Raw genomic sequence first — 19,318 nt, 5'->3', positions numbered from 1 at the left:
CTATGGCGGCTGAAGAAGCCGCCTCCGGCTGGCTTCTTCTATAAACCTAAACGCTCAAAGATCAAGTCGACGTTTTTCAGATGATAATTGTAGTCAAAGCAATCGGCAATCTGTTCCGGTGTGAGACGGGACGTGATTTTTTCCTCCGCTTCGACAAGCTGGCGGAACGGCACTTGTTTTTCCCACGCTTCCATCGCTTTCGGCTGAACCGTGTCATATGCTTCTTCACGAGGCAGACCCGTGTCGATTAAAGCAAGCAGCACGCGCTGAGAATAGATCAAACCGAGTGTGCGGTCCATGTTGCGTTTCATATTTTCCGGGAATACCGTTAAGTTTTTGACGATATTGCTGAATCGGTTCAGCATGTAATTCAGCGCGATTGTCGCGTCAGGAAGAATGATGCGCTCAGCTGATGAATGAGAAATATCACGCTCATGCCATAACGGTACATTTTCGTATGCCGTCAGCATATACCCGCGGATCACGCGCGCCATGCCCGTCATATTTTCCGACCCGATCGGATTCCGTTTATGAGGCATAGCCGATGAACCTTTTTGTCCTTTAGCAAAAAACTCTTCCACTTCACGTGTTTCACTCTTTTGCAGACCGCGGATTTCCACTGCGAATTTTTCAATGCTCGTCGCGATCAAAGCCAGTGCCGCCATGTAATCCGCATGTCGGTCGCGCTGTAATGTCTGAGTGGAAATCGGCGCCGCTTTCAGGCCGAGTTTTTCACAGACATACTGCTCTACGAACGGATCAATATTCGCATATGTGCCGACCGCGCCGGAAAGCTTCCCGACCTCGATCCCTTCTTTTGCCTGCTTGAAACGTTCAAGGTTGCGTTTCATTTCTTCATGCCAAAGCGCGAGTTTCAGGCCGAATGTCGTCGGTTCCGCGTGTACGCCGTGCGTGCGGCCCATCATGACCGTGTATTTATGTTCTTTCGCTTTTTCTTTTATAATGTCAACAAATCTCTCAATGTCCTTGAGCAAGATCTCATTCGCCTGTTTTAATAGATAGGAAAGAGCGGTATCCACGACATCTGTTGACGTCAGGCCGTAGTGAACCCATTTTCTTTCTTCGCCTAATGATTCTGAAACCGCACGGGTGAATGCAACGACGTCATGGCGCGTATCCTGCTCGATTTCCAAAATGCGGTTGATATCGAAAGACGCGTTTTCACGCATGACCTTGACGTCTTCTTTCGGAATGACGCCAAGCTCAGCCCAGGCTTCACAGGCTAAAATCTCGACTTCCAGCCATGCCTGGTATCTGTTTTCGTCCGTCCAGATCGCGGACATTTCAGGTCTTGAATAACGTTCGATCATTATGCTCGTCCTCCGTCTCTTTTCATCCATATGTTCGTGATGTCCTTAATCCATGTTTCATCAGGCTTCCGCAAAAATGTCATATGTCCCATTTTGCGGCCTTTTTTTATCTCATGTTTCCCATACAGGTACAGTTTGGCTTCCTTTAAAAGCTCCGTATGCTCCTCCGCAAGCTTCACTTCATCACCGAGCAGATTCACCATCATTCCCGGTTTGAGAAGATCGGTTCTGCCGAGAGGAAGTCCGCAGACCGCTCTGATGTGCTGTTCGAATTGGCTCGTTTCACAAAGGTCGAGCGTATAATGCCCGGAATTGTGAGGACGCGGCGCCAGTTCATTAATCAAAAGGTCTCCGTCTTCCGTGACGAACATTTCCACCGCAAGCGGCCCGACAAGTTCCAATTTCTCCGCGAGCTGAACGGCAAGCGCCTCTGCACGCTTTTGAACCGTTTCCTCCGCTCTCGCGGGCACGATGCTTTGGAACAGAATATTATTTTTGTGGATATTTTCAGCAGCCGGAAAGGTTGAAATCTCACCGTGCACCGATCTCGTCACGATAACGGAAAGCTCCATCCGGAACGATACCCAGCTTTCAAGTATGCACGTGCCGTTTTCTAACAGCGCAGCCGCTTCATCTGTCTGTCCTTCTTCCTTAATGACAAATTGGCCTTTGCCGTCATATCCGCCGCGGCATGTTTTCAGCACCGCCGGGAGCCCCAGTGCCTGAACGGCTTCCTCAAGCTCCCGTCCGCTGTTTACGATCCGATAAGGAGCGACTTGACAGCCTGCTGACTGGATCGCCTTTTTTTCCGTTTCCCTGTTTTGGGTGATGAGCAGCAGCTCGCTTCCCTGGGGAAGATATGCATGTTCTTTGAGCCAGTTGAGCGCCTCGTAATCGATATTTTCAAATTCGTAGGTAATGATGTCACTGACTCCGGCCAATTTTTGAATCGCTTCACGGTCATTGTACTGGGCGGTAATCTCAATATCGGCGATCTGTCCGCATGGCGAGTCTTTCACGGGATCGACGACAGCGACTTTATAGCCCATCTGTTTTGCGGCGACAGCCATCATTTTTCCGAGCTGTCCGCCTCCGATAATGCCGATGACGGCGCCGGGAAAAATCGTTTTTTTATCAGACAAGCTGATCACTGCTTTCCAGCACCGTTTGTTTTGTCGCATTTCTTCTCGCCTCTAGTTTATCCGCAATGTCATCGTCAAATGCCGACAAAATTTGCGCGGCTAACAGACCCGCGTTCACTGCGCCCGCTTTCCCGATCGCCGTCGTCGCGACCGGCACGCCGCCGGGCATCTGTACGATAGACAGAAGAGAATCAAGCCCGTTAAGCGATTTCGTCTGAACCGGTACGCCGATCACCGGCAGCGTCGTTTTGGCCGCCGTCATTCCCGGCAGATGCGCCGCTCCTCCGGCTCCGGCAATAATGACTTTTAAACCCCTGTCTCTTGCGCTTTCTGCATATTCAAACATCAAATCAGGCGTCCGGTGCGCGGATACCACCTGTTTTTCATAAGGAATGTGAAGTTCGTCAAGTATGTCGCATGCATGTTTCATTGTCTCCCAATCGGAAGTGCTTCCCATGATGATTCCTGCTAGCGGCTGCATTCTGTTCCCACCTTCTCATGCTTTGTTTTTCAGAAAAAAAAGCCCGGCTTATATTGCAACTATGAGGAAGCAATACAAACCGGGCATGGCGCGCGTATCGTCAGTCGTTCGCTTCTGCGATATCCATGTCAGCTGTTTATCACTTTCCTGCATAGTCCGGCCGTTAACGGCAGCCGGGTAGAAACTTATGGGCCATATTCCCAAGATTATATGAGGTCGTGTTTTGATTTCATGTTTATCTTAACAACGGACTTGGATAATGTCAACGACATTATCGAACGATATAAAAATTCTTTCTTTTAATGTTCGTGTTTAGATCAATTTCCCTTCAAATACGATTTTTTTCCCGCAAGGAACGACTTGAATTGATCCATTTTCTTTCTTTTCTGTAAAGATCGGCTCTTCCATCCGCCGGACGGGCATATAGCCCTCTTCCTTCATTAAAGTGAGAATGGTGTCAATCGTTTCGTCTTCCGTTACTTCAAACCGTTTCTTTTTTGGCTTTGTCATTCCTTAATTCTCCTCTTCTTCACTGCTTTCACCCAGAATCCGCCATGGATCGTTTTCGGCTCAAAGGCGATCATAAACGCTTTTTCATCAAGCGTTTTAATCGTATCATAAAGCTGAAGCTCATATTTGCGCGGTGTCAGTATCTGCATGGCGGTCCGGTCTCCTTCAAGTCCTCCCGCAACCCAGCTTGTAACCCCGTATCCTTTTTCCCGGAGCTGTTTCGGCAGGTCCAGATCGAGCTCCTTCGTAATGACGTTGACTGTAATATAGCCGAGCGCCAGTTTTTCTTCAATTTTCATTCCCACTATGACGCCGAGACCGTAGCCGAGTGCATAGGCAATGACGTTTTGAATTTGATTCAGATTGCCGAGCACGAGACTCAGGCCGGTCACATACACAAGGATTTCAATTGTACTGATGCCTGCGGCGAAATAGCGCTGTCCCTTTAATGTCAGAATCATCCTGATCGTAAAGAAAGAGACATATATAATGTTAATGATGAGAATAATGAGAACCATACCTATACTGTTGGATAAAATCGTCTGCATCATTGATTCCCCCTCCTCTGATAATTTGAAAGGCCAATCTTTCAATTAAGGATAGTTTACCCTCTTTTGATCATTTTCAAAAGAAAAAAAAGCCCGCCCCGCAAGGCAGACTTTCAAGCTCTTATCAGTGAAGCTCGGCTTTTTTCAATCGTTTGACGGCTTCATATTCCTTTTCAAGCTCACTCAGCGTGTATCCGGACAGTTCCTGAACATGGTCTTGATAAAACCCTGAGCGGATCAGTTTTGTCCTCAGGTGCTGTTTTTTCCGATTAATGGCTTCTCGCAACAACGGGGCCATCTTCATCATCCCTTTCCGAATCATAAAGAGTAGTGCCGCTTTCGAATTGCTGTTGCTCTCATCATATCTCGGCCGGGTCTTCAAAACAACACGCTTTATTAGAAAAATTTGTAAACATTGTGAAAGACAAATTTCGACTTATAAAGGGATCAGCGAAGCAGTAAAGTACTCTGAAATGAGCGGCCATGTCACAGCCGTAAAAATGAGCATGATGATGACCGCTGCGGAAATACAGTACATCACGTCAGCCGCAGGCTTTTCAGCCGATTTGTAAAGAATCTGCACAAACTGCACCATCGCCGAGGCGGCCAGAAACAAGGTCAGCGCCGTAAACACCACGGTGACGACCGGCAGATTCAATATCGCGAAAATCATCCACACGATAGAGCAGGCGACAGCCGGAACCAAAAGCGATCCGACCCCCGCGGCCGCATCCCGCATCGTGATTTTCTGTTTCATCATATAACGTGATACAAGCCAGACCGCCCCGGCCGCAGCGGCAAAAAAGACGAGCGTATACACGAGAACGACGGTAAAGCCGTCAAAAAACGTATGATGCCGCTCTCCGTATCCGAGAGGCCTTTGCTGGCTTGCCCTCAGCTGAAACCAATTTCCGATTGAGAAAAAGATACTGAACACAAGCATTGAAATAAGAGCATATTTAAAGCGAGAAAAGCCGTCTTCCCCAACGACCTTCACCGGTGATGTCAAAATGCGCAGCGCGAAACGGCAATAACGTTTGACCGCGGCCCATACAGAAGCGAGTTTTTCCGTAAAAGCCGGAGCCGGGCGCCGTTCCTTTTCTTTCTTCTTTTGCTTTTGATAACGTCCCGCTTTTCTGGACATTCTCGAGAGCGGTTCTTCATCAGTTCCCTGATGCTGTTTTTCTTCTTCCAACGTTTCTTTTCTTTCTTCCGTCATGTCAGCAACTCCTATCAAAAAAATACGGCGGAATTTGTTAAGCAAGAAAATAAAACACTTATATAAGGTACCGAAGCGTCCTTAAACAGTCAAGCGGTTTTCTTCACCCGGACACCCACATGACGTTTTATAGTATGTATTGGTTTTACGGAATAGGACAAAAACAAAAAACCGGCTTAACTCAGCCGGTTTTTCCGTTATTTCAAGAAGATAAAATACAGGATAAAGATGACGAACAGCCCGTACATAATCGGGTGAACGCTTTTTCCTTTTCCTTTGCAGATCATTGTAATCGGGTAGAAAATAAAACCGATCGCAATCCCCGTCGCAATGCTGTACGTCAGCGGCATCATAATCATCGTTAAGAATGCCGGCACAGCCACCTCGAATTTATCCCAGGCGATCTTACCGAGCGGCGCCACCATCAGCGCGCCGACAATAATTAAAGCCGGAGCCGTCACATTCGTAGTAACAACTGACAGAAGCGGCGAGAAAAACATCGCCAGCAAAAAGAGGATGCCCGTCACAACAGCCGCGAAGCCGGAGCGCGCCCCCGCCGCAACGCCTGAGCTTGATTCAACATAAGAAGTCGTTGTAGACGTACCGAGTACGGCTCCGATAACGATTGATGTCGAATCCGCCAGAAGCGCTCTTCCCGCACGCGGAAGTTTATTTTCCTTCATCAGTCCGGCCTGTGTCGCTACAGCCACCAGCGTTCCGGCCGTATCGAAAAACCCGACGAACAGGAACGTTAAAATGACAATCAGCATTTGTACGGAGAAGATATCCGGAAGATGCATCCACGCCTGTCCGAAAGTCGGCGCAAGACTCGGCACGCTGCCGACAATGTGCGTCGGAACCGGAATCAGTCCGCAGACCATGCCGGCAACCGCCGTCAGAAGCATTCCGATAAATACGCCGCCGTTTACGCGAAGCACCATCAGAATGACCGTCGCAATAACACCGAAAACCGTCAGCAGCACAGGGCCGCTGTGAATATTGCCGATAGACACCAAAGTCGATGAGTTCGCTTCAATAATGCCCGAACCCTGCAAACCGACAAATGTGATAAACAAACCGATACCCGCGCCGACCGCCAATTTCAGCTCAGGCGGAATCGCATTAATGATTTTTTCCCGCAATCCCGTCAGCGAAAGCGCCACGAAGATAATTCCGGAAATCAAGACGCCGGAAAGCGCAGCCTGCCAAGAAATTCCCATGCCGAGTACGACAGAGAAAGCAAAAAACGCATTTAATCCCATACCCGGCGCAATCGCGATCGGATACTTTGCTATCAGTCCCATTAAAATACAGCCGGCCGCAGATGCCAAGGCTGTAGCGGTGAACACCGCGCCCTGATCAATTTTTAATGCTTCGGGAAATCCCTTCACACCGTTTAAAGACAATGTCAGCGGATTGACGAACAGAATGTACGCCATTGACAAAAAGGTCGTTAAACCGCCGATGATTTCATTACGATAGCTTGTCCCCAGCTCATCAAACTGAAAAAATTGCTTCAAGCCAATTGCCTCCTTCATTCTCTCCCATTTATTCTGCCCGATATCCGCCAAATAAAAAACGCCCCAAATACATTTGGGACGCTTGACTACATACGTTCAGTCTGAATAAATAAGAATGGATTATTTATATCAAACGATTGAGATTGATCCGTAGTCAAGCCATTTACGGTAGCTTGGTAGAAACTTGCGGGCCATATCCCCGCCATTATACGATATCTGCATATTTGATTTCTGAGTCTATTGTATCAATTCAATTTTGAAAACTCAATAAAAAAAACGAACAATCCCGTTAAAAAAATTCGGTTTATTCGTTAATTGACCAAAAATGGAAGACGGCAAAAGCCGCCTTCCCGACATCATTTTCCGTCAGCAGGCCGAACCGGCACCGCGAATGTGATCCCCTTGTCATCCGCCAGCAAGTTCATAACCGTTTGATTGACGTACAAAGCGTATGAATCGAATGAGAAATCGCGCAACGAATAGTCTTTATTGGATGAATCATCTAATTCAAAAACAGATTCCATTTCACCCGTTTTAAGGTTCGTGACTTTCGCCTTATTCCCTTTCAGATAATAGCCTTTTTCATACTCATTAAGCGATGACCAGGTTTTCATTTTTTTCGTATTGCCGAGACCGATTGACTCACCGACATTGATCAGCTGATCTTTATCCGCTTTGCTGTAATTAATTCCTGTGAATTGATAATCGACGATCACCCGTCTGCCTTGCTGTTTGATTTTTTTGATGGTGATGCCGACATGATGATGTTTCGTTTCATAGCTGACGGGCAGTTTTGTTTTCAAAGGGACAACTTCTCCAGGCTCTGATTCTGATTTTATATCACCCTTTATGAAAAGTGTTTTCGCTTTCGGGTCTATCGGTTTGCTGAATTGAGTTTGGCCGCGTATTCTTTTCCCGCCGCCGGGAAGGTTCTTTCTGCTGCCAAGTTCAATATTCGACATCGTCATTTCATAATGGTTTCCAGCATCATCCGATGCCTCGTAAATCGAGATGGCATCATTTTTGGCTGCATCAGAGAAGTCGACTGAATACAGGAGAGCCGATCCCATCGTTCCGTTTTCCGCCCGGATATCGAAAAAGCGGTATAATCCGTGATTTACATTCACAGCTTTCGTTCCTTCAAGAGAAACGGACTTTTGTTTTTTAATCGGGAGTGTAAAGCGCCAGTTTCCGGGGATATCCTTAATTTGTGTAATGACAAGCGGAAGCTTATCACCGTCTTTCAGCTTTGAGCCGTCCGTGAACAGGCGAACCTGCCCCGCGTACCGCCCGTCTTTCATTTTTTTCATATCACTGCTGTCATAATCCTCTGCTAACATATTCCGTGGATCTTTATAATCAACTTGAAAAGAGATGCTCTCCTCATCTGATTTCAAATTGTCAACGGTAAAATTGTAAACGAGCTGTCCGCTGTCGTAATACACACTTTTCACTGTAACCGTGATTCCGCGTGATTCTGCTTTCTCATTCAGTTTTGTCACCAAATTGCTTTTAAACAGCGCAGAACCTGCCTTATCCTGAAACAGACTGTAAATTTGTCCGGCAACAGGAATGTTTCCCATAGCCGTATTAACGGAGGGCATGAATAAGCCTGAGGACAAATACAGAATAAACAAAGCAGCAGCAACCGCGAGGCCGTTTATCACTTTTCGTCCCCATCTCCGTCTGACGGCGCCTTCTTTTCCGGCACGGGCAGCGGCGCTATGTATCACGTTTTTCAATTCAGCTTTCGGCACGTCAATGTCCTGATACAATTGCTTCATTTGATGCTTTTCCATATTTGTTTATCCTCCTTTTCCAACTCCTGCTTCAATGCTTTTCTCGCCCTGTGGAGATGCGTTTTTACAGTGCCTTCCGCCATACCGGTCTGTTCAGCGATCATAGCAATCGAGAAATCTTGAAAATAATAAAGCTGAATGGTCAGCTGTATATGTTCATCAAGGGTTTCCAGAGCATTCCGAAGATCTATGTATTCTTCAATGTTCTTATTCTCCGCGCGCGTATCATGTTGCGGCTCAAACGGAATGACGTCTCCGTGCTTTTTCCTCATCGCAAAAACCGTATGAAGCAAAATCCGGATCAGCCACGTTTTAAAATATTTCGGCTCCTTCAGCTGTGCGATATAAAGAAAAGCCTTGTAAGCCGTTTCCTGAACAGCGTCCAGTGTATCTTCCTTGTGATGCAAATAGAGATAAGCTGTTTTATATAAAGTATCCTGGTGTGCTGTGATCAGTTTTTCAAAGGCTGCGGCATCACCTTTTTTCGCCTTTTTGATCAATCGTTCTTCCTTCACCTTATCCACCTCCTATGCTGTTAGATATGAATCGGGGCAAAACGGTTTCAAAAAGATGAAAAAAAACGCCTCTTTTTTAAAAAGAGACGTTTTTTATTGATTTATTCTAAACAGTATAAGAATCAATTTATTGAATAGCAAATCTTTTGGGTTGTTTGTAGTTCCTTGATGTAGAAGTTACCGTTAAAAATATTGCTCCTCCTGGTTGTTGTTTTATAAAATCTAAGAATACTCCGTTTCCTACTTGTGCAACAAACGGGCCAGATTATTTAGAAAAGAAAACAAATCACTTCAATGTCTTCTGAATATTATGGGAGGGTGTAAATACTGTGAACACTGTATATTTAGTGTTTTAGTTGACCTTATAATAAAAAAAGCGCACTAAATTGAATTGAAAGGTGCAAAAACATGATTACAAATCAACAATTAGTCATAAACAATTTGGAAGAAAAATTAAAATCATTTACTCATACAGTTAGCGGAGACTTTACAAAGGAAGAAGATTTCATCATAGCAAATACAAAAATTCCTACTGATACATTTAATGTAGTATTGCCGAAATCTCCAAATATCAAAAATACAGTTAAGATTAGACATGGAATCGATAATTTTTCATATAAAAAATATCCCTTTAGTATTTGGATTGATGCTCAGTATTTAACTGAGGATTGGACAAAACTTATACAAGAATATGATCTAAAAGAAGCGGAACGTAATGTAATGATGAAACTTGAAAATACTCTTAATGTTGGGCAAAGAATTTCCCATCAGCTTATGATTACTGCTGTGAAAAATGATGAAGAACTTTTAAAATATATAGACGTATTCATGAGCTTATTTGAAGGTACACCAGAAAAAGATGCATTAGAAAGTTATTTTAATACGTTTTCACAAATAAAATTAGGTTCAGAAGTTCAAATGTTTACTGGATGCATAGATGAGGTGCCTGTAACTACCGGTTTATTAATAGAAAGCAAAGATAGCTATGGTATTTATGATGTGATGACAAAAGAAACATTTAGAGGTAAAGGAATTGGCAGTGAAATGTTTCAATTTCTTCTAAATCAAACAAAGGATAAACAAAAACCAGTTGTATTACAGGCTTCAGAGGATGGAAAAAATATCTATAAGCGATTTGGATTTATAGATGTCGGAGAAATGGTTGTATTTGAATAGAGGGTTTCTTTAATTTGCTTAATTTGAACAAACTTTATTCTAAAACAACATTAATTATTATCCCATTGTGGAATACTTTTTCTTTAAAATTCACGGTTCAATTAATAATATTGGATCAATTGTTGCTATAAAAGAAAAAAGAGCTTAGAACCCTTATAAACCAAGGATTCTAAGCTTCTTTTGACTATTCCCACTCAATCGTTGCAGGCGGCTTGCTCGTAATGTCATACACGACGCGGTTGATGTGTTTCACTTCGTTGACGATCCGTGTCGAAATCACTTCAAGCACATCCCAAGGGATACGCGCCCAGTCAGATGTCATGCCGTCGATTGATGTTACGGCACGGATACCGATTGTGTAATCATACGTTCTCGCATCTCCCATGACGCCGACGCTGCGGATATCGGGAAGAACCGTGAAGTACTGCCAGATGTCGCGCTCTAGGCCGTGGTTCGCCACTTCTTCACGAAGAATCGCGTCTGATTCACGAACGATCTCAAGCTTTTCTTCCGTTACTTCACCGAGTACGCGGATGCCAAGTCCAGGGCCCGGGAACGGCTGACGCCATACGATATCATCCGGAAGGCCGAGCTCTGTGCCAAGCGCGCGCACTTCGTCTTTAAAAAGGGTGTTCAGCGGCTCGATCAGTTCAAACTGCATATCTTCAGGAAGTCCGCCTACATTGTGGTGCGATTTGATCGTTTGCGCCGTTGCAGTACCGCTCTCGATAATATCCGTGTAAAGCGTTCCTTGCGCAAGGTAATCGATGCCTTTCAGCTTGTCCGCTTCATCATCAAACACGTAAATGAATTCGTTGCCGATGATTTTGCGTTTTTGCTCAGGATCAGAAATACCTTTCAGCTTGTTTAAGAATCTGTCTTTCGCATCAACTTTAATGACATTCATATTAAAGCCTTCGCTGAACGTTTTCATGACGCCTTCAGCTTCGCCTTTACGAAGCAGGCCGTGATCGACGAAAATACAAGTCAGCTGGTCGCCGATCGCTTTATGAATTAAAGCAGCCACAACAGAGGAATCAACACCGCCGCTTAGCGCGCAAAGAACCTGTTTGTCTCCGACTGTTTCACGGATTTTTTGCATTTCGATTTCTATAAAGTTTTCCATTGACCATTTGCCTTCACAATCGCAAACGCCGAATACAAAGTTTTTCAGAAGATCATTGCCGTATTCAGAGTGGCGCACTTCCGGGTGGAACTGAACGCCGTACCAATTCTTGTCCGCTTTGCTCATCGCTGAATTCGGGCAGTGATGGCTTGTTGCGTCAACAGTGAAGCCTTCAGGAACTTCTACAACCAAATCGCCGTGGCTCATCCACACAACCTGTTCTTCCGGAAGATCTTTGAACAAGTCAGGAGTTCCTTGAATCTGAATGTTCGCTTTTCCGTATTCGCGCTGGCTTGCCGCCTCGACTTTCCCTCCGAGGTAATGAGTCATCAGCTGCATGCCGTAGCAGATGCCTAATACAGGAATATCGAGTTCAAAGATTTTTTCGTCACAGCGGAAAGATCCTTCATCATATACACTGTTCGGTCCGCCTGAAAGGATAATTCCTTTTGGATTCATTTCTTTGATTTCCTCAGCTGTCAACGTATGGGGGTGCAGCTCGCTATATACGCCAAATTCACGGATCCGGCGGGTAATCAGCTGGTTATACTGACTGCCGAAATCAAGAACAAGAATCATTTCATTCACTAACTTCGTCATGGTTGTCACCTAATCTCCTCTAAGTTTTTGACACAGAAAAAACGGAGGACAAACGTTCAGCCCTCTGTCGCGCAAGACTTGTACGGAAGCCCGGCTTTTTAACGCTCCCGGGCTCCCATTTAACATTCATTTATTCTAACAACAGGACGATATGCGGTCAAGACTATCTTGTTTTAATTATATTTTCCCACAACTGTCCCGATTCATTCCAAAGCTTTGCGGCATTATCCCTGCGGTATAAGGCCCGCTCATAGCGCAGCGTCAGCTCGGACATGTCGTTTGTATGGTGCGCCTCGTCAATCCTCGCGGCAAAATCGCGCAGTGTTTCTCCGTCTCCCCTGCTGAATCCTTTTCGTTTCAGCTGGCGGAGCAGCGCGGCATATGCATCGAAAAAGACGTCTTCATCCGTTCGCCGCTTCAATCTGGCTGCTGTAACGTGCGGAATCCAGCGCGCCCGGAACAGCCAGGCGAGTGCCGCCGCGGCTGAAATCACGATGACAATAGCTGCATACGGCCACAGGTGTGCCGCGGTTTTGTTGCGGATCACAGGCTGCGGTGCCGCGCTGTGATCCCGCTTTTTCGGTGTTTCTTCTTTTTCCGGTTTTGTTTCCTGATGCTGCTTGTCAGACGGTGAATCCGAATTCCCCGCTGAGCCTCCGCTGTCTTTTGCCGCGGTATGATTTTGCTCTGACGTAAACTCCGTCGGATTGGTGAAGCCTTTTGTCGGCTCAAACGTCACCCAGCCCTGATCGGGAAAATACACTTCTACCCACGAATGGGCGTTGTTGTTTGTGACTTCATAAATGTGGCCGTTATGGTCGCCTGCGTCTTTATACTCGCCGGATGTATAGCCCTTCACCCAACGGGCGGGAATTCCCGCAGAGCGGAGCAGCACGGCCATTGCCGATGAAAAGTTATCACAATATCCTCTTTTCGTTTCAAACAGGAATTGATCGACATAATCCTGATTGTGCTCCGGAACCGCGACATCCTGTGTATTATACGAAAATGCGGAAGATCCGAGATAATCCTCGATCGCCTTCGCTTTATCGAACATATTATGATGATCCCGCGTCAGTCTGTCCGCAAGCTGTCTCACTCTTTTCGGAAGGCTGTCGGGGACCTGTAAATACCGGTCATTGAATTGATTCTGCTCACGGTATCGTTTCACTTTCTCTTTTCTGAGATCATTCAGCTTAAAGACGGGCGCCTGAAAAGTCACCGTGTACCGTCCCATATTGCGGATGTTGCCCACTTGTTCACTGACCGGCGTAATTTGCTCGGTGTTTCCGTTCATTTCAAGCTGAATCGAGTGCTTCGGGGGTTTAATATTGGAGACGCCGATCGGATACATGACGTGATTATAGAGATAATTCTCATCAATGGACACCTGTGCCGTATACCGTCTCGTCTGCACACTCCGGTCAAACCATATATCTTCCACGTTGCCGCCGTTCAGTTTATAGGACATGCCCTGATCGGTCTCCACCCAGCCTTTCCCCGTGTATGTATCCTTCGTTTCCACCCGGAAGTACGCCCGTTCTTTTCCCTTCCATGTAAAAACCGGCGTATCATCCTCCTGAAAAGGGCCGCCCAATGTTTCATCATGATTGCCGTAGCCGATTTTGCTTTCGGCGGCGGGCACTTCTTTGTGGTTTGTTATTTTTTTAAGAAACGGCACGGGGTCCGGCCAGTTCGGGTCTGATTTCGGAGCCGCCAGACCGAACACGACGGAAGCGCAGATAAACAGCATCAGCGGCAGAAACCATTTGAGTATCAATCTTTTTTTAAACGCTATGTGTTCCGTAAGCCGGATGCGCTCCATATACAAAAGCCCCATCATCAAAAAGCCGATAAAGACGATCCGGATGACGGCGTACGCGGCATCATAAGGAGTAAACGTATCAAGCACGGTGATATACGCCACCGTCATGATAAAAAAGAATAATATTTTCCGCTGATAGATCACCCAGTAATGCAGCAAATACACGAGCAGCCATAAAAGCACAAAAAACAGCAACGTGCGGAACGACGGATTCATATCATTCCATCTTCCGGACCCGATGTGGCGGGCATTTTGCATCACGTCCCGCAAAAAAGAAACGAGCCATTCCGGCTGAAAAACCGAACCTTTATAAAACAGGATGTGAATACTGATCAACGTAAACAGAATGCAGGACGGCACGGTGACGTACCACCTCATCCGGAAGAATGACAGCAGAAATGCCAAACCGATAAAAACGATGAAAAAACCTGTATGTTTTGAATCCGTAAAATTGTGCAGCGGCCTGAGCCATTCCCATAACAATAAAAAAGCGAGAAAATAAAACAGCAGCAGACTCAGCCTGCTTCCCTGGTTCTCGTCATGCGGCATGGCGCGCCACCTCTCTTTCTAAACAACATGGGACACCCGTTTGTCCCTGATCATTTGCACCTTAATATTTTTTTGAGCGAAGATGAGAGCGAGTTTCCGTTCTTTCTCCGAAAGCGCGGCATTCGTTTCTTTCGCCAAAAACACCGTCATGTCAGCACGGCCGGGCTCAGCCTGTTTGAGAAGGTCTTCTGTAAGACTGCCCGTCACGACGGCAATGGAAGCTTTGCGGACGCGCGGATCCGCCAGCTCTTTTCCTAAACGCCCGCCCGCATCGGCTTCTTCCGATTCTGAAGCTGATGCCAGGTAACGCAGCATCTTTCTGAAATGCCGTTCTCCCTCCCGGACGGGAAATACGGTCCGGTCGCTCCCCAATGAAATAAATCCTGCGGGAGAGCCCTTCACAAGCGCCGTGTAAAGCAGGGATGCCGAAGCTGATACCGCGGCTTCAAACGATGGGGACGGCCTGCAGTCCAAAAGGAGAATCATATTCACACTCTGCAGCGGGTCAAATTCCTTCGTCATCAGCTCATTTCGCCGCGCCGATGTTTTCCAGTCAAGTGCGGAAAACCGGTCGCCCGGCTGATAATTTCTGACGCTCGCAGCCATTGCGGAGCGGTGTACCTGAAACGGAGCGCCGGCAGACGCACCCTCTTCCCCGGAGGCAGCCTGCGGCTTATAGTGAACAGACCCGTACGCCGGGAAAACCAGAACCGTATCCGTAACGGAAAACAACGCCGTCTTGTCCAAAAGCCCGAGAACATCTCCCGTCCGAACTCTTATCGTATGTAAATGATGCTCTCCGCGCGGCACCTGCGGCAGCTCATATTGTAACGTCAGCTTCCTTTGAAACCACGGAAACACGAGCTGTTTCGCACTGCGCCTCTCGCCAAGCGTTTCCGGCATCACATCTTCAATGACCATATATGTCAGCGGAAACGGCAGGCGCCTCGCCAGCCTGATGGTGACAGACAGCCTGTCGCCTGAGGTTAACTGGGCGGAGGACACGTCACGCGTCACCTGAAACGCCCGCAGCGGGTACACAGCGACCAGCCCGGCGTAAACGGTAAACGGCAAAAACGCATAAAATAAAAACCAGCTCACAAATCCGCCCTGAAACATGGCATAAGAAAAGACAGCCGCCGTCAGTACGGCCAACATAAGCAGCTTCCAGCCATATAGAAGCCAATGCATCTTCTTTCTCATTAGCGGACCGACATCCTTTGGACCGGGACTTTTTCCGTTTGCATGATGTCTTCTATAACCGCTTCCGGCGTCACATCGTTAAATTTCGCCTCGGCGGTCAGGATCATTCTGTGCGGCAGCGTATACGGAGCCAAATACTGGACGTCATCAGGAATGACGTAATCGCGGTCATGAAGCAGCGCGTACGCCTGCGCGGCTTTCATTAATGAGATTGAACCGCGCGGACTTACGCCCAGATGTACGGACGGATGCCGGCGGGTATGCTGAGTAATGCCGACGATATACGCTTTTATTCCATCATCCACCCGCACCTGCTCCAGTTTTTGCTGAAGGCTGATAAACTGTTCTTTAGAAATGACGGGCTCGATTGTTTCAAGCGGATTGCGCCCTTCCTGCAAAGACAGAACCCGAAGCTCTTCCTCGGCAGTCGGATAGCCCATGCGCAGCTTAAATAAAAACCGGTCAAGCTGGGCTTCGGGAAGCGGATACGTTCCTTCATATTCAACCGGGTTTTGTGTGGCCATGACGAAAAACGGCTCAGCCAGCCGCATTGTCTTTCCGTCAATCGTGACATTCCCTTCCTCCATTGCCTCAAGCAGAGAAGACTGTGTTTTCGGAGAGGTTCTGTTAATTTCATCAGCCAGCACGATATTCCCCATGATCGGTCCCGGGCGGTATTCAAATTCCATCGTTTTCGTATTATAAATAGAGACACCCGTCACATCTGACGGCAGAAGATCCGGCGTGAACTGAATCCTCTTAAAGTCAGCTCCGATCAGCTTGGCCAAAGCGCGGACCATCATCGTTTTTCCGACTCCCGGCACGTCTTCCAGCAGCACATGCCCTTTTGCGAGAATGGCGGCCAGACTGAGTATGGCGATATCCCGTTTTCCTATGATGATGTTTTCAATATGCTCAACGGCTTTCTCCAGCAGCGGATGCAGCTCTTCTTTATAAGCCATTCTTCTCCTCCTAGTCATCTCTCAAATTTCAATTATCGTAACCTAACTTTACCACAAAATATAAACAGTATAAAAAAACGTTTCCAGCAAATTGTTTCCAGTCTAAAAAAGGAAAAAAGCTCCCTTTAGAAAGGAAGCTTTATTTCAGCTGGAGAGGCTCCATATGAACGTGTGAACGGTCAATGGCATGTTCCTCTTTCATCTTGCGTTCTACCTCATTTGCGATCTCATGACTCTCTTTAATGTTCAGATCTGACGGCACTTCAATGACGACATCAATATGAACGGAGCTGCCCAGATATCTCGCTTTAATATCTTTTAAACGGCTGACGCCCGCAATCTGTTCAATCGTCTTTTTATAGTCAGAAATATGTTTGACATCAAAACCGTCAGTCAGCGAATGAGAGGATTCCTTAAAAATATCCCACGCGGTTTTGCAGATGATCAATCCGATGATAAACGCGGTAACCGTATCCACCCAAGCCAAATGGAACTGTGAAGCAAAAATTCCGATAAACGTGCCGATACTGACGAGCGCATCTGATTTATTATCAGCGGCCGCAGCTGAAAGGGCCTGGCTGTTTACCTTTTTGGCAAGCCCTTTCGTATAGCGGCAGACCATCAGCATCACGACGGCGCTCCCCGCGGCCGTCCAGGCGGCTATCATATCCGGTGTTTCCTCTTTAACGGAAAAAATAGATTGCGCGGCGCTGAACAGCACTTGCATTCCGACAAGCATCATAATAATGGACGCGATAAGGGACGCGACGGTCTCCGCCCGAAAATGGCCGTAAGGATGATCTTCGTCAGGAGGTTTCTGAGAGATGCGCAAACCGATGAAAACAGCTGCAGATGCCACGATATCAGTCGTATTATTTAAACCGTCGGCCTGAAGCGCTTCTGAGTGAAACAAATAACCGATCACAAGCTTCACAGCCGACAATGCCGCATATGCGCCAATACTGACAATCGCTCCGGTTTCGCCTTTTTTCAATTCATGATATCTCTCCACTTAAAATCCTCCTTCCCGTTCAATTTTTCCTTCATTATCATACAAAGCGAAGACACAGTGGGTCTATAGAAACATGATTCACTTTCCACAGAAAAATAGTAAGCATGGAACATTTATGCACTCAGGAAACTTACTTTTATTCACGAAAACCCTCTCATCCCAATCGCACCAAGGCTTCTTGCCATCCTGTTTTCATGGAATTATTTTCAAAACCATTAAAACACAAAAATAACAGAAAATTATTTCTTTTCCTCCCGGCACCTTCTGCTGTACGGACGAGAAAAAATGTCATATTTTCTTACATCATTTTCAACTGTCTGTGGCATTTATGATAGAATAATACTTGTCGGAATATTCAGCATAAACAAACCAAAAGGAGGCAAAGAATGAATCAGCCTAACTCTTTATCAAAGGGATTAAAAACCCGGCATATGACTATGATTTCAATTGCCGGCGTGATCGGCGCCGGATTATTTGTCGGAAGCGGATCCGTCATTCATTCCACCGGACCCGGAGCGATTGTCTCCTACGCATTAGCAGGACTATTAGTGATTTTTATTATGAGAATGCTGGGGGAAATGTCCTCCGTCAACCCGACAAGCGGTTCGTTTTCACAGTACGCGCATGACGCCATCGGTCCTTGGGCCGGTTTTACGATCGGGTGGCTGTATTGGTTTTTCTGGGTCATCGTCATTGCCATTGAAGCCATTGCAGGCGCCGGAATCATACAGTATTGGTTCCCGGGCATTCCGTTATGGCTGACGAGTCTGCTTCTGACCGTGCTGTTAACACTGACGAATATTTATTCAGTTAAATCGTTCGGCGAATTTGAATACTGGCTTTCCTTAGTGAAGGTAGCGACGATCGTTGTCTTCTTAATCGCGGGATTTGCATTCATTTTCGGAATCGTCCCCGGCAGCAAACCGGTCGGGCTGGAAAATCTGGCGGGAAACGGCGGATTTTTCCCTAAAGGTCCAAGTTCCGTTCTGCTCGGCATCGTCGTTGTCATTTTTTCTTTCATGGGATCTGAAATCGTCGCAATCGCAGCGGGAGAAACGTCAAATCCGGTCGAATCCGTCACGAAGGCGACCCGCTCAGTCGTTTGGCGGATCATTATTTTTTACGTCGGCTCCATTGCGGTTGTGGTCACACTGCTGCCGTGGGATTCAGCCAATATTTTGGAAAGCCCCTTCGTTGCCGTTTTGAGCCATATCGGGGTTCCCGCAGCCGCTCAAATCATGAATTTCATCGTCCTGACAGCCGTTCTGTCCTGCCTGAACTCCGGGCTTTATACGACGTCACGGATGCTGTATTCACTGGCAGAGCGAAATGAAGCGCCGCGGCGTTTTATGAAACTGAGTAAAAGAGGCGTACCGGTTCAAGCCATTATCGCCGGCACCTTTTTCTCCTATATTGCCGTTGTTATGAACTACTTTTCTCCCGACTCCGTATTCTTATTTCTGGTCAATTCATCAGGGGCGATCGCACTGCTCGTTTATCTCGTCATCGCCGTCTCACATCTGAGAATGAGAAAGAAAATCGAACGGACAAACCCTGAATCTCTTAAAATCAAAATGTGGTTCTATCCGTACTTAACCTACCTGACGATCATCGCCATTTGCGCCATCTTGTTATCTATGCTGTTTATCAGTTCAATGCGGTCTGAATTTCTGCTGACAGGATTTATTACTCTGCTGGTACTTGCCTCATATGTATTCCGCAAAAAACAAAAACCGAAAGAGAGCGCTTCCGAAAGCCGGGTTGCGCAATAACCGCAAACACCCCCCCTCAAAAAAGGGC

17 protein-coding genes and 2 riboswitches are annotated in these 19,318 nt (G+C 46.7%); of the genes, 2 read left to right on the top strand and 15 right to left on the bottom strand.

Annotated features, from left to right (window positions below; genetic code table 11):
• Positions 1-38 precede the first annotated feature (38 nt).
• From purB to MY7_RS02265, 10 genes are all read right to left on the bottom strand, one after another.
• Complete coding sequence (gene purB, locus MY7_RS02310) at positions 39-1,331, bottom strand: adenylosuccinate lyase (protein ID WP_007408896.1); 1,293 nt, start codon at positions 1,329-1,331, stop codon at positions 39-41.
• Positions 1,331-2,512, bottom strand: a complete 1,182-nt coding sequence (purK, locus tag MY7_RS02305; RefSeq protein WP_050585493.1) for a 5-(carboxyamino)imidazole ribonucleotide synthase — start codon at positions 2,510-2,512, stop codon at positions 1,331-1,333. The genes purB and purK overlap by 1 nt, the downstream gene beginning before the upstream one ends.
• Positions 2,466-2,954, bottom strand: a complete 489-nt coding sequence (gene purE, locus MY7_RS02300) for a 5-(carboxyamino)imidazole ribonucleotide mutase (protein WP_007609846.1) — start codon at positions 2,952-2,954, stop codon at positions 2,466-2,468. Before purE ends, purK begins: the two co-directional genes overlap by 47 nt.
• Positions 2,955-3,086: 132 nt before the next feature.
• A riboswitch (purine riboswitch) is annotated at positions 3,087-3,188 on the bottom strand.
• 78 nt (positions 3,189-3,266) lie between these two features.
• Positions 3,267-3,464: an NETI motif-containing protein gene (locus MY7_RS02295; protein ID WP_007609843.1), complete on the bottom strand. Its 198-nt coding sequence runs from the start codon at positions 3,462-3,464 to the stop codon at positions 3,267-3,269.
• Positions 3,461-4,015, bottom strand: coding sequence for a DUF2179 domain-containing protein (locus MY7_RS02290; RefSeq protein WP_007609840.1), 555 nt, complete (start codon positions 4,013-4,015; stop codon positions 3,461-3,463). Before MY7_RS02290 ends, MY7_RS02295 begins: the two co-directional genes overlap by 4 nt.
• A gap of 121 nt (positions 4,016-4,136) precedes the next feature.
• Positions 4,137-4,310: a Fur-regulated basic protein FbpA gene (locus tag MY7_RS02285; RefSeq protein WP_003155777.1), complete on the bottom strand. Its 174-nt coding sequence runs from the start codon at positions 4,308-4,310 to the stop codon at positions 4,137-4,139.
• A gap of 138 nt (positions 4,311-4,448) precedes the next feature.
• Entirely contained in the window at positions 4,449-5,231 is a 783-nt protein-coding gene (locus MY7_RS02280) for a hypothetical protein (RefSeq protein WP_007609836.1), read from the bottom strand.
• A 197-nt stretch (positions 5,232-5,428) separates the two neighbouring features.
• Positions 5,429-6,751: an NCS2 family permease gene (locus MY7_RS02275; protein ID WP_029326166.1), complete on the bottom strand. Its 1,323-nt coding sequence runs from the start codon at positions 6,749-6,751 to the stop codon at positions 5,429-5,431.
• A 131-nt stretch (positions 6,752-6,882) separates the two neighbouring features.
• Positions 6,883-6,984, bottom strand: a riboswitch (purine riboswitch).
• Positions 6,985-7,107: 123 nt separating this feature from the next.
• Positions 7,108-8,550, bottom strand: a complete 1,443-nt coding sequence (locus MY7_RS02270; RefSeq protein ID WP_007609832.1) for a DUF4179 domain-containing protein — start codon at positions 8,548-8,550, stop codon at positions 7,108-7,110.
• A complete protein-coding gene (locus MY7_RS02265) occupies positions 8,532-9,065 on the bottom strand; it encodes a sigma-70 family RNA polymerase sigma factor (protein WP_029326165.1) in 534 nt (177 codons plus the stop codon). Before MY7_RS02265 ends, MY7_RS02270 begins: the two co-directional genes overlap by 19 nt.
• Positions 9,066-9,473: 408 nt before the next feature.
• On the opposite strand from MY7_RS02265, the gene MY7_RS02260 reads away from it, so the two are divergent.
• Positions 9,474-10,241 (top strand): GNAT family N-acetyltransferase, encoded by a 768-nt coding sequence (locus tag MY7_RS02260; RefSeq protein WP_007609830.1) that lies wholly within the window; start codon positions 9,474-9,476, stop codon positions 10,239-10,241.
• A 184-nt stretch (positions 10,242-10,425) separates the two neighbouring features.
• Here the strand turns inward: MY7_RS02260 and guaA are convergent, their stop codons facing one another.
• From guaA to MY7_RS02235, 5 genes are all read right to left on the bottom strand, one after another.
• Complete coding sequence (gene guaA / locus MY7_RS02255; RefSeq protein ID WP_029326164.1) at positions 10,426-11,967, bottom strand: glutamine-hydrolyzing GMP synthase; 1,542 nt, start codon at positions 11,965-11,967, stop codon at positions 10,426-10,428.
• Positions 11,968-12,130: 163 nt separating this feature from the next.
• Positions 12,131-14,341, bottom strand: coding sequence for a DUF4129 domain-containing transglutaminase family protein (locus tag MY7_RS02250; RefSeq protein ID WP_007609825.1), 2,211 nt, complete (start codon positions 14,339-14,341; stop codon positions 12,131-12,133).
• A gap of 18 nt (positions 14,342-14,359) precedes the next feature.
• Positions 14,360-15,544 (bottom strand): DUF58 domain-containing protein, encoded by a 1,185-nt coding sequence (locus MY7_RS02245; protein ID WP_007609824.1) that lies wholly within the window; start codon positions 15,542-15,544, stop codon positions 14,360-14,362.
• Positions 15,544-16,506 (bottom strand): AAA family ATPase, encoded by a 963-nt coding sequence (locus tag MY7_RS02240; RefSeq protein ID WP_007609822.1) that lies wholly within the window; start codon positions 16,504-16,506, stop codon positions 15,544-15,546. The genes MY7_RS02245 and MY7_RS02240 overlap by 1 nt, the downstream gene beginning before the upstream one ends.
• Before the next feature lie 139 nt (positions 16,507-16,645).
• Entirely contained in the window at positions 16,646-17,518 is an 873-nt protein-coding gene (locus tag MY7_RS02235; RefSeq protein ID WP_007609821.1) for a cation diffusion facilitator family transporter, read from the bottom strand.
• A gap of 386 nt (positions 17,519-17,904) precedes the next feature.
• Between MY7_RS02235 and gabP the strand changes: the two genes are divergently transcribed.
• The gene (gabP, locus tag MY7_RS02230) at positions 17,905-19,290 is read left to right on the top strand and encodes a GABA permease (protein ID WP_029326163.1); all 1,386 of its coding nucleotides are present in this window, start codon (positions 17,905-17,907) and stop codon (positions 19,288-19,290) included.
• The last annotated feature ends 28 nt before the right edge of the window (positions 19,291-19,318 follow it).

It is taken from the genome of Bacillus sp. 5B6 (genome assembly GCF_000259405.1).
In the GTDB taxonomy this organism is placed as follows: Bacteria; Bacillota; Bacilli; order Bacillales; family Bacillaceae; genus Bacillus; species Bacillus velezensis.
Note: the sequence above shows the minus strand (reverse complement) of the source record. Positions and strands in the feature narration are given on the sequence as shown.

Coding starts and splice junctions, on each gene's coding strand:
- purB (WP_007408896.1), bottom strand. CDS start 1,331: ATGATCGAACGTTATTCAAGACCTGAAATGTCCGCGATCTGGACGGAC.
- purK (WP_050585493.1), bottom strand. CDS start 2,512: ATGCGACAAAACAAACGGTGCTGGAAAGCAGTGATCAGCTTGTCTGAT.
- purE (WP_007609846.1), bottom strand. CDS start 2,954: ATGCAGCCGCTAGCAGGAATCATCATGGGAAGCACTTCCGATTGGGAG.
- MY7_RS02295 (WP_007609843.1), bottom strand. CDS start 3,464: ATGACAAAGCCAAAAAAGAAACGGTTTGAAGTAACGGAAGACGAAACG.
- MY7_RS02290 (WP_007609840.1), bottom strand. CDS start 4,015: ATGATGCAGACGATTTTATCCAACAGTATAGGTATGGTTCTCATTATT.
- MY7_RS02285 (WP_003155777.1), bottom strand. CDS start 4,310: ATGGCCCCGTTGTTGCGAGAAGCCATTAATCGGAAAAAACAGCACCTG.
- MY7_RS02280 (WP_007609836.1), bottom strand. CDS start 5,231: ATGACGGAAGAAAGAAAAGAAACGTTGGAAGAAGAAAAACAGCATCAG.
- MY7_RS02270 (WP_007609832.1), bottom strand. CDS start 8,550: ATGGAAAAGCATCAAATGAAGCAATTGTATCAGGACATTGACGTGCCG.
- MY7_RS02260 (WP_007609830.1), top strand. CDS start 9,474: ATGATTACAAATCAACAATTAGTCATAAACAATTTGGAAGAAAAATTA.
- guaA (WP_029326164.1), bottom strand. CDS start 11,967: ATGACGAAGTTAGTGAATGAAATGATTCTTGTTCTTGATTTCGGCAGT.
- MY7_RS02250 (WP_007609825.1), bottom strand. CDS start 14,341: ATGCCGCATGACGAGAACCAGGGAAGCAGGCTGAGTCTGCTGCTGTTT.
- MY7_RS02245 (WP_007609824.1), bottom strand. CDS start 15,544: ATGAGAAAGAAGATGCATTGGCTTCTATATGGCTGGAAGCTGCTTATG.
- MY7_RS02240 (WP_007609822.1), bottom strand. CDS start 16,506: ATGGCTTATAAAGAAGAGCTGCATCCGCTGCTGGAGAAAGCCGTTGAG.
- gabP (WP_029326163.1), top strand. CDS start 17,905: ATGAATCAGCCTAACTCTTTATCAAAGGGATTAAAAACCCGGCATATG.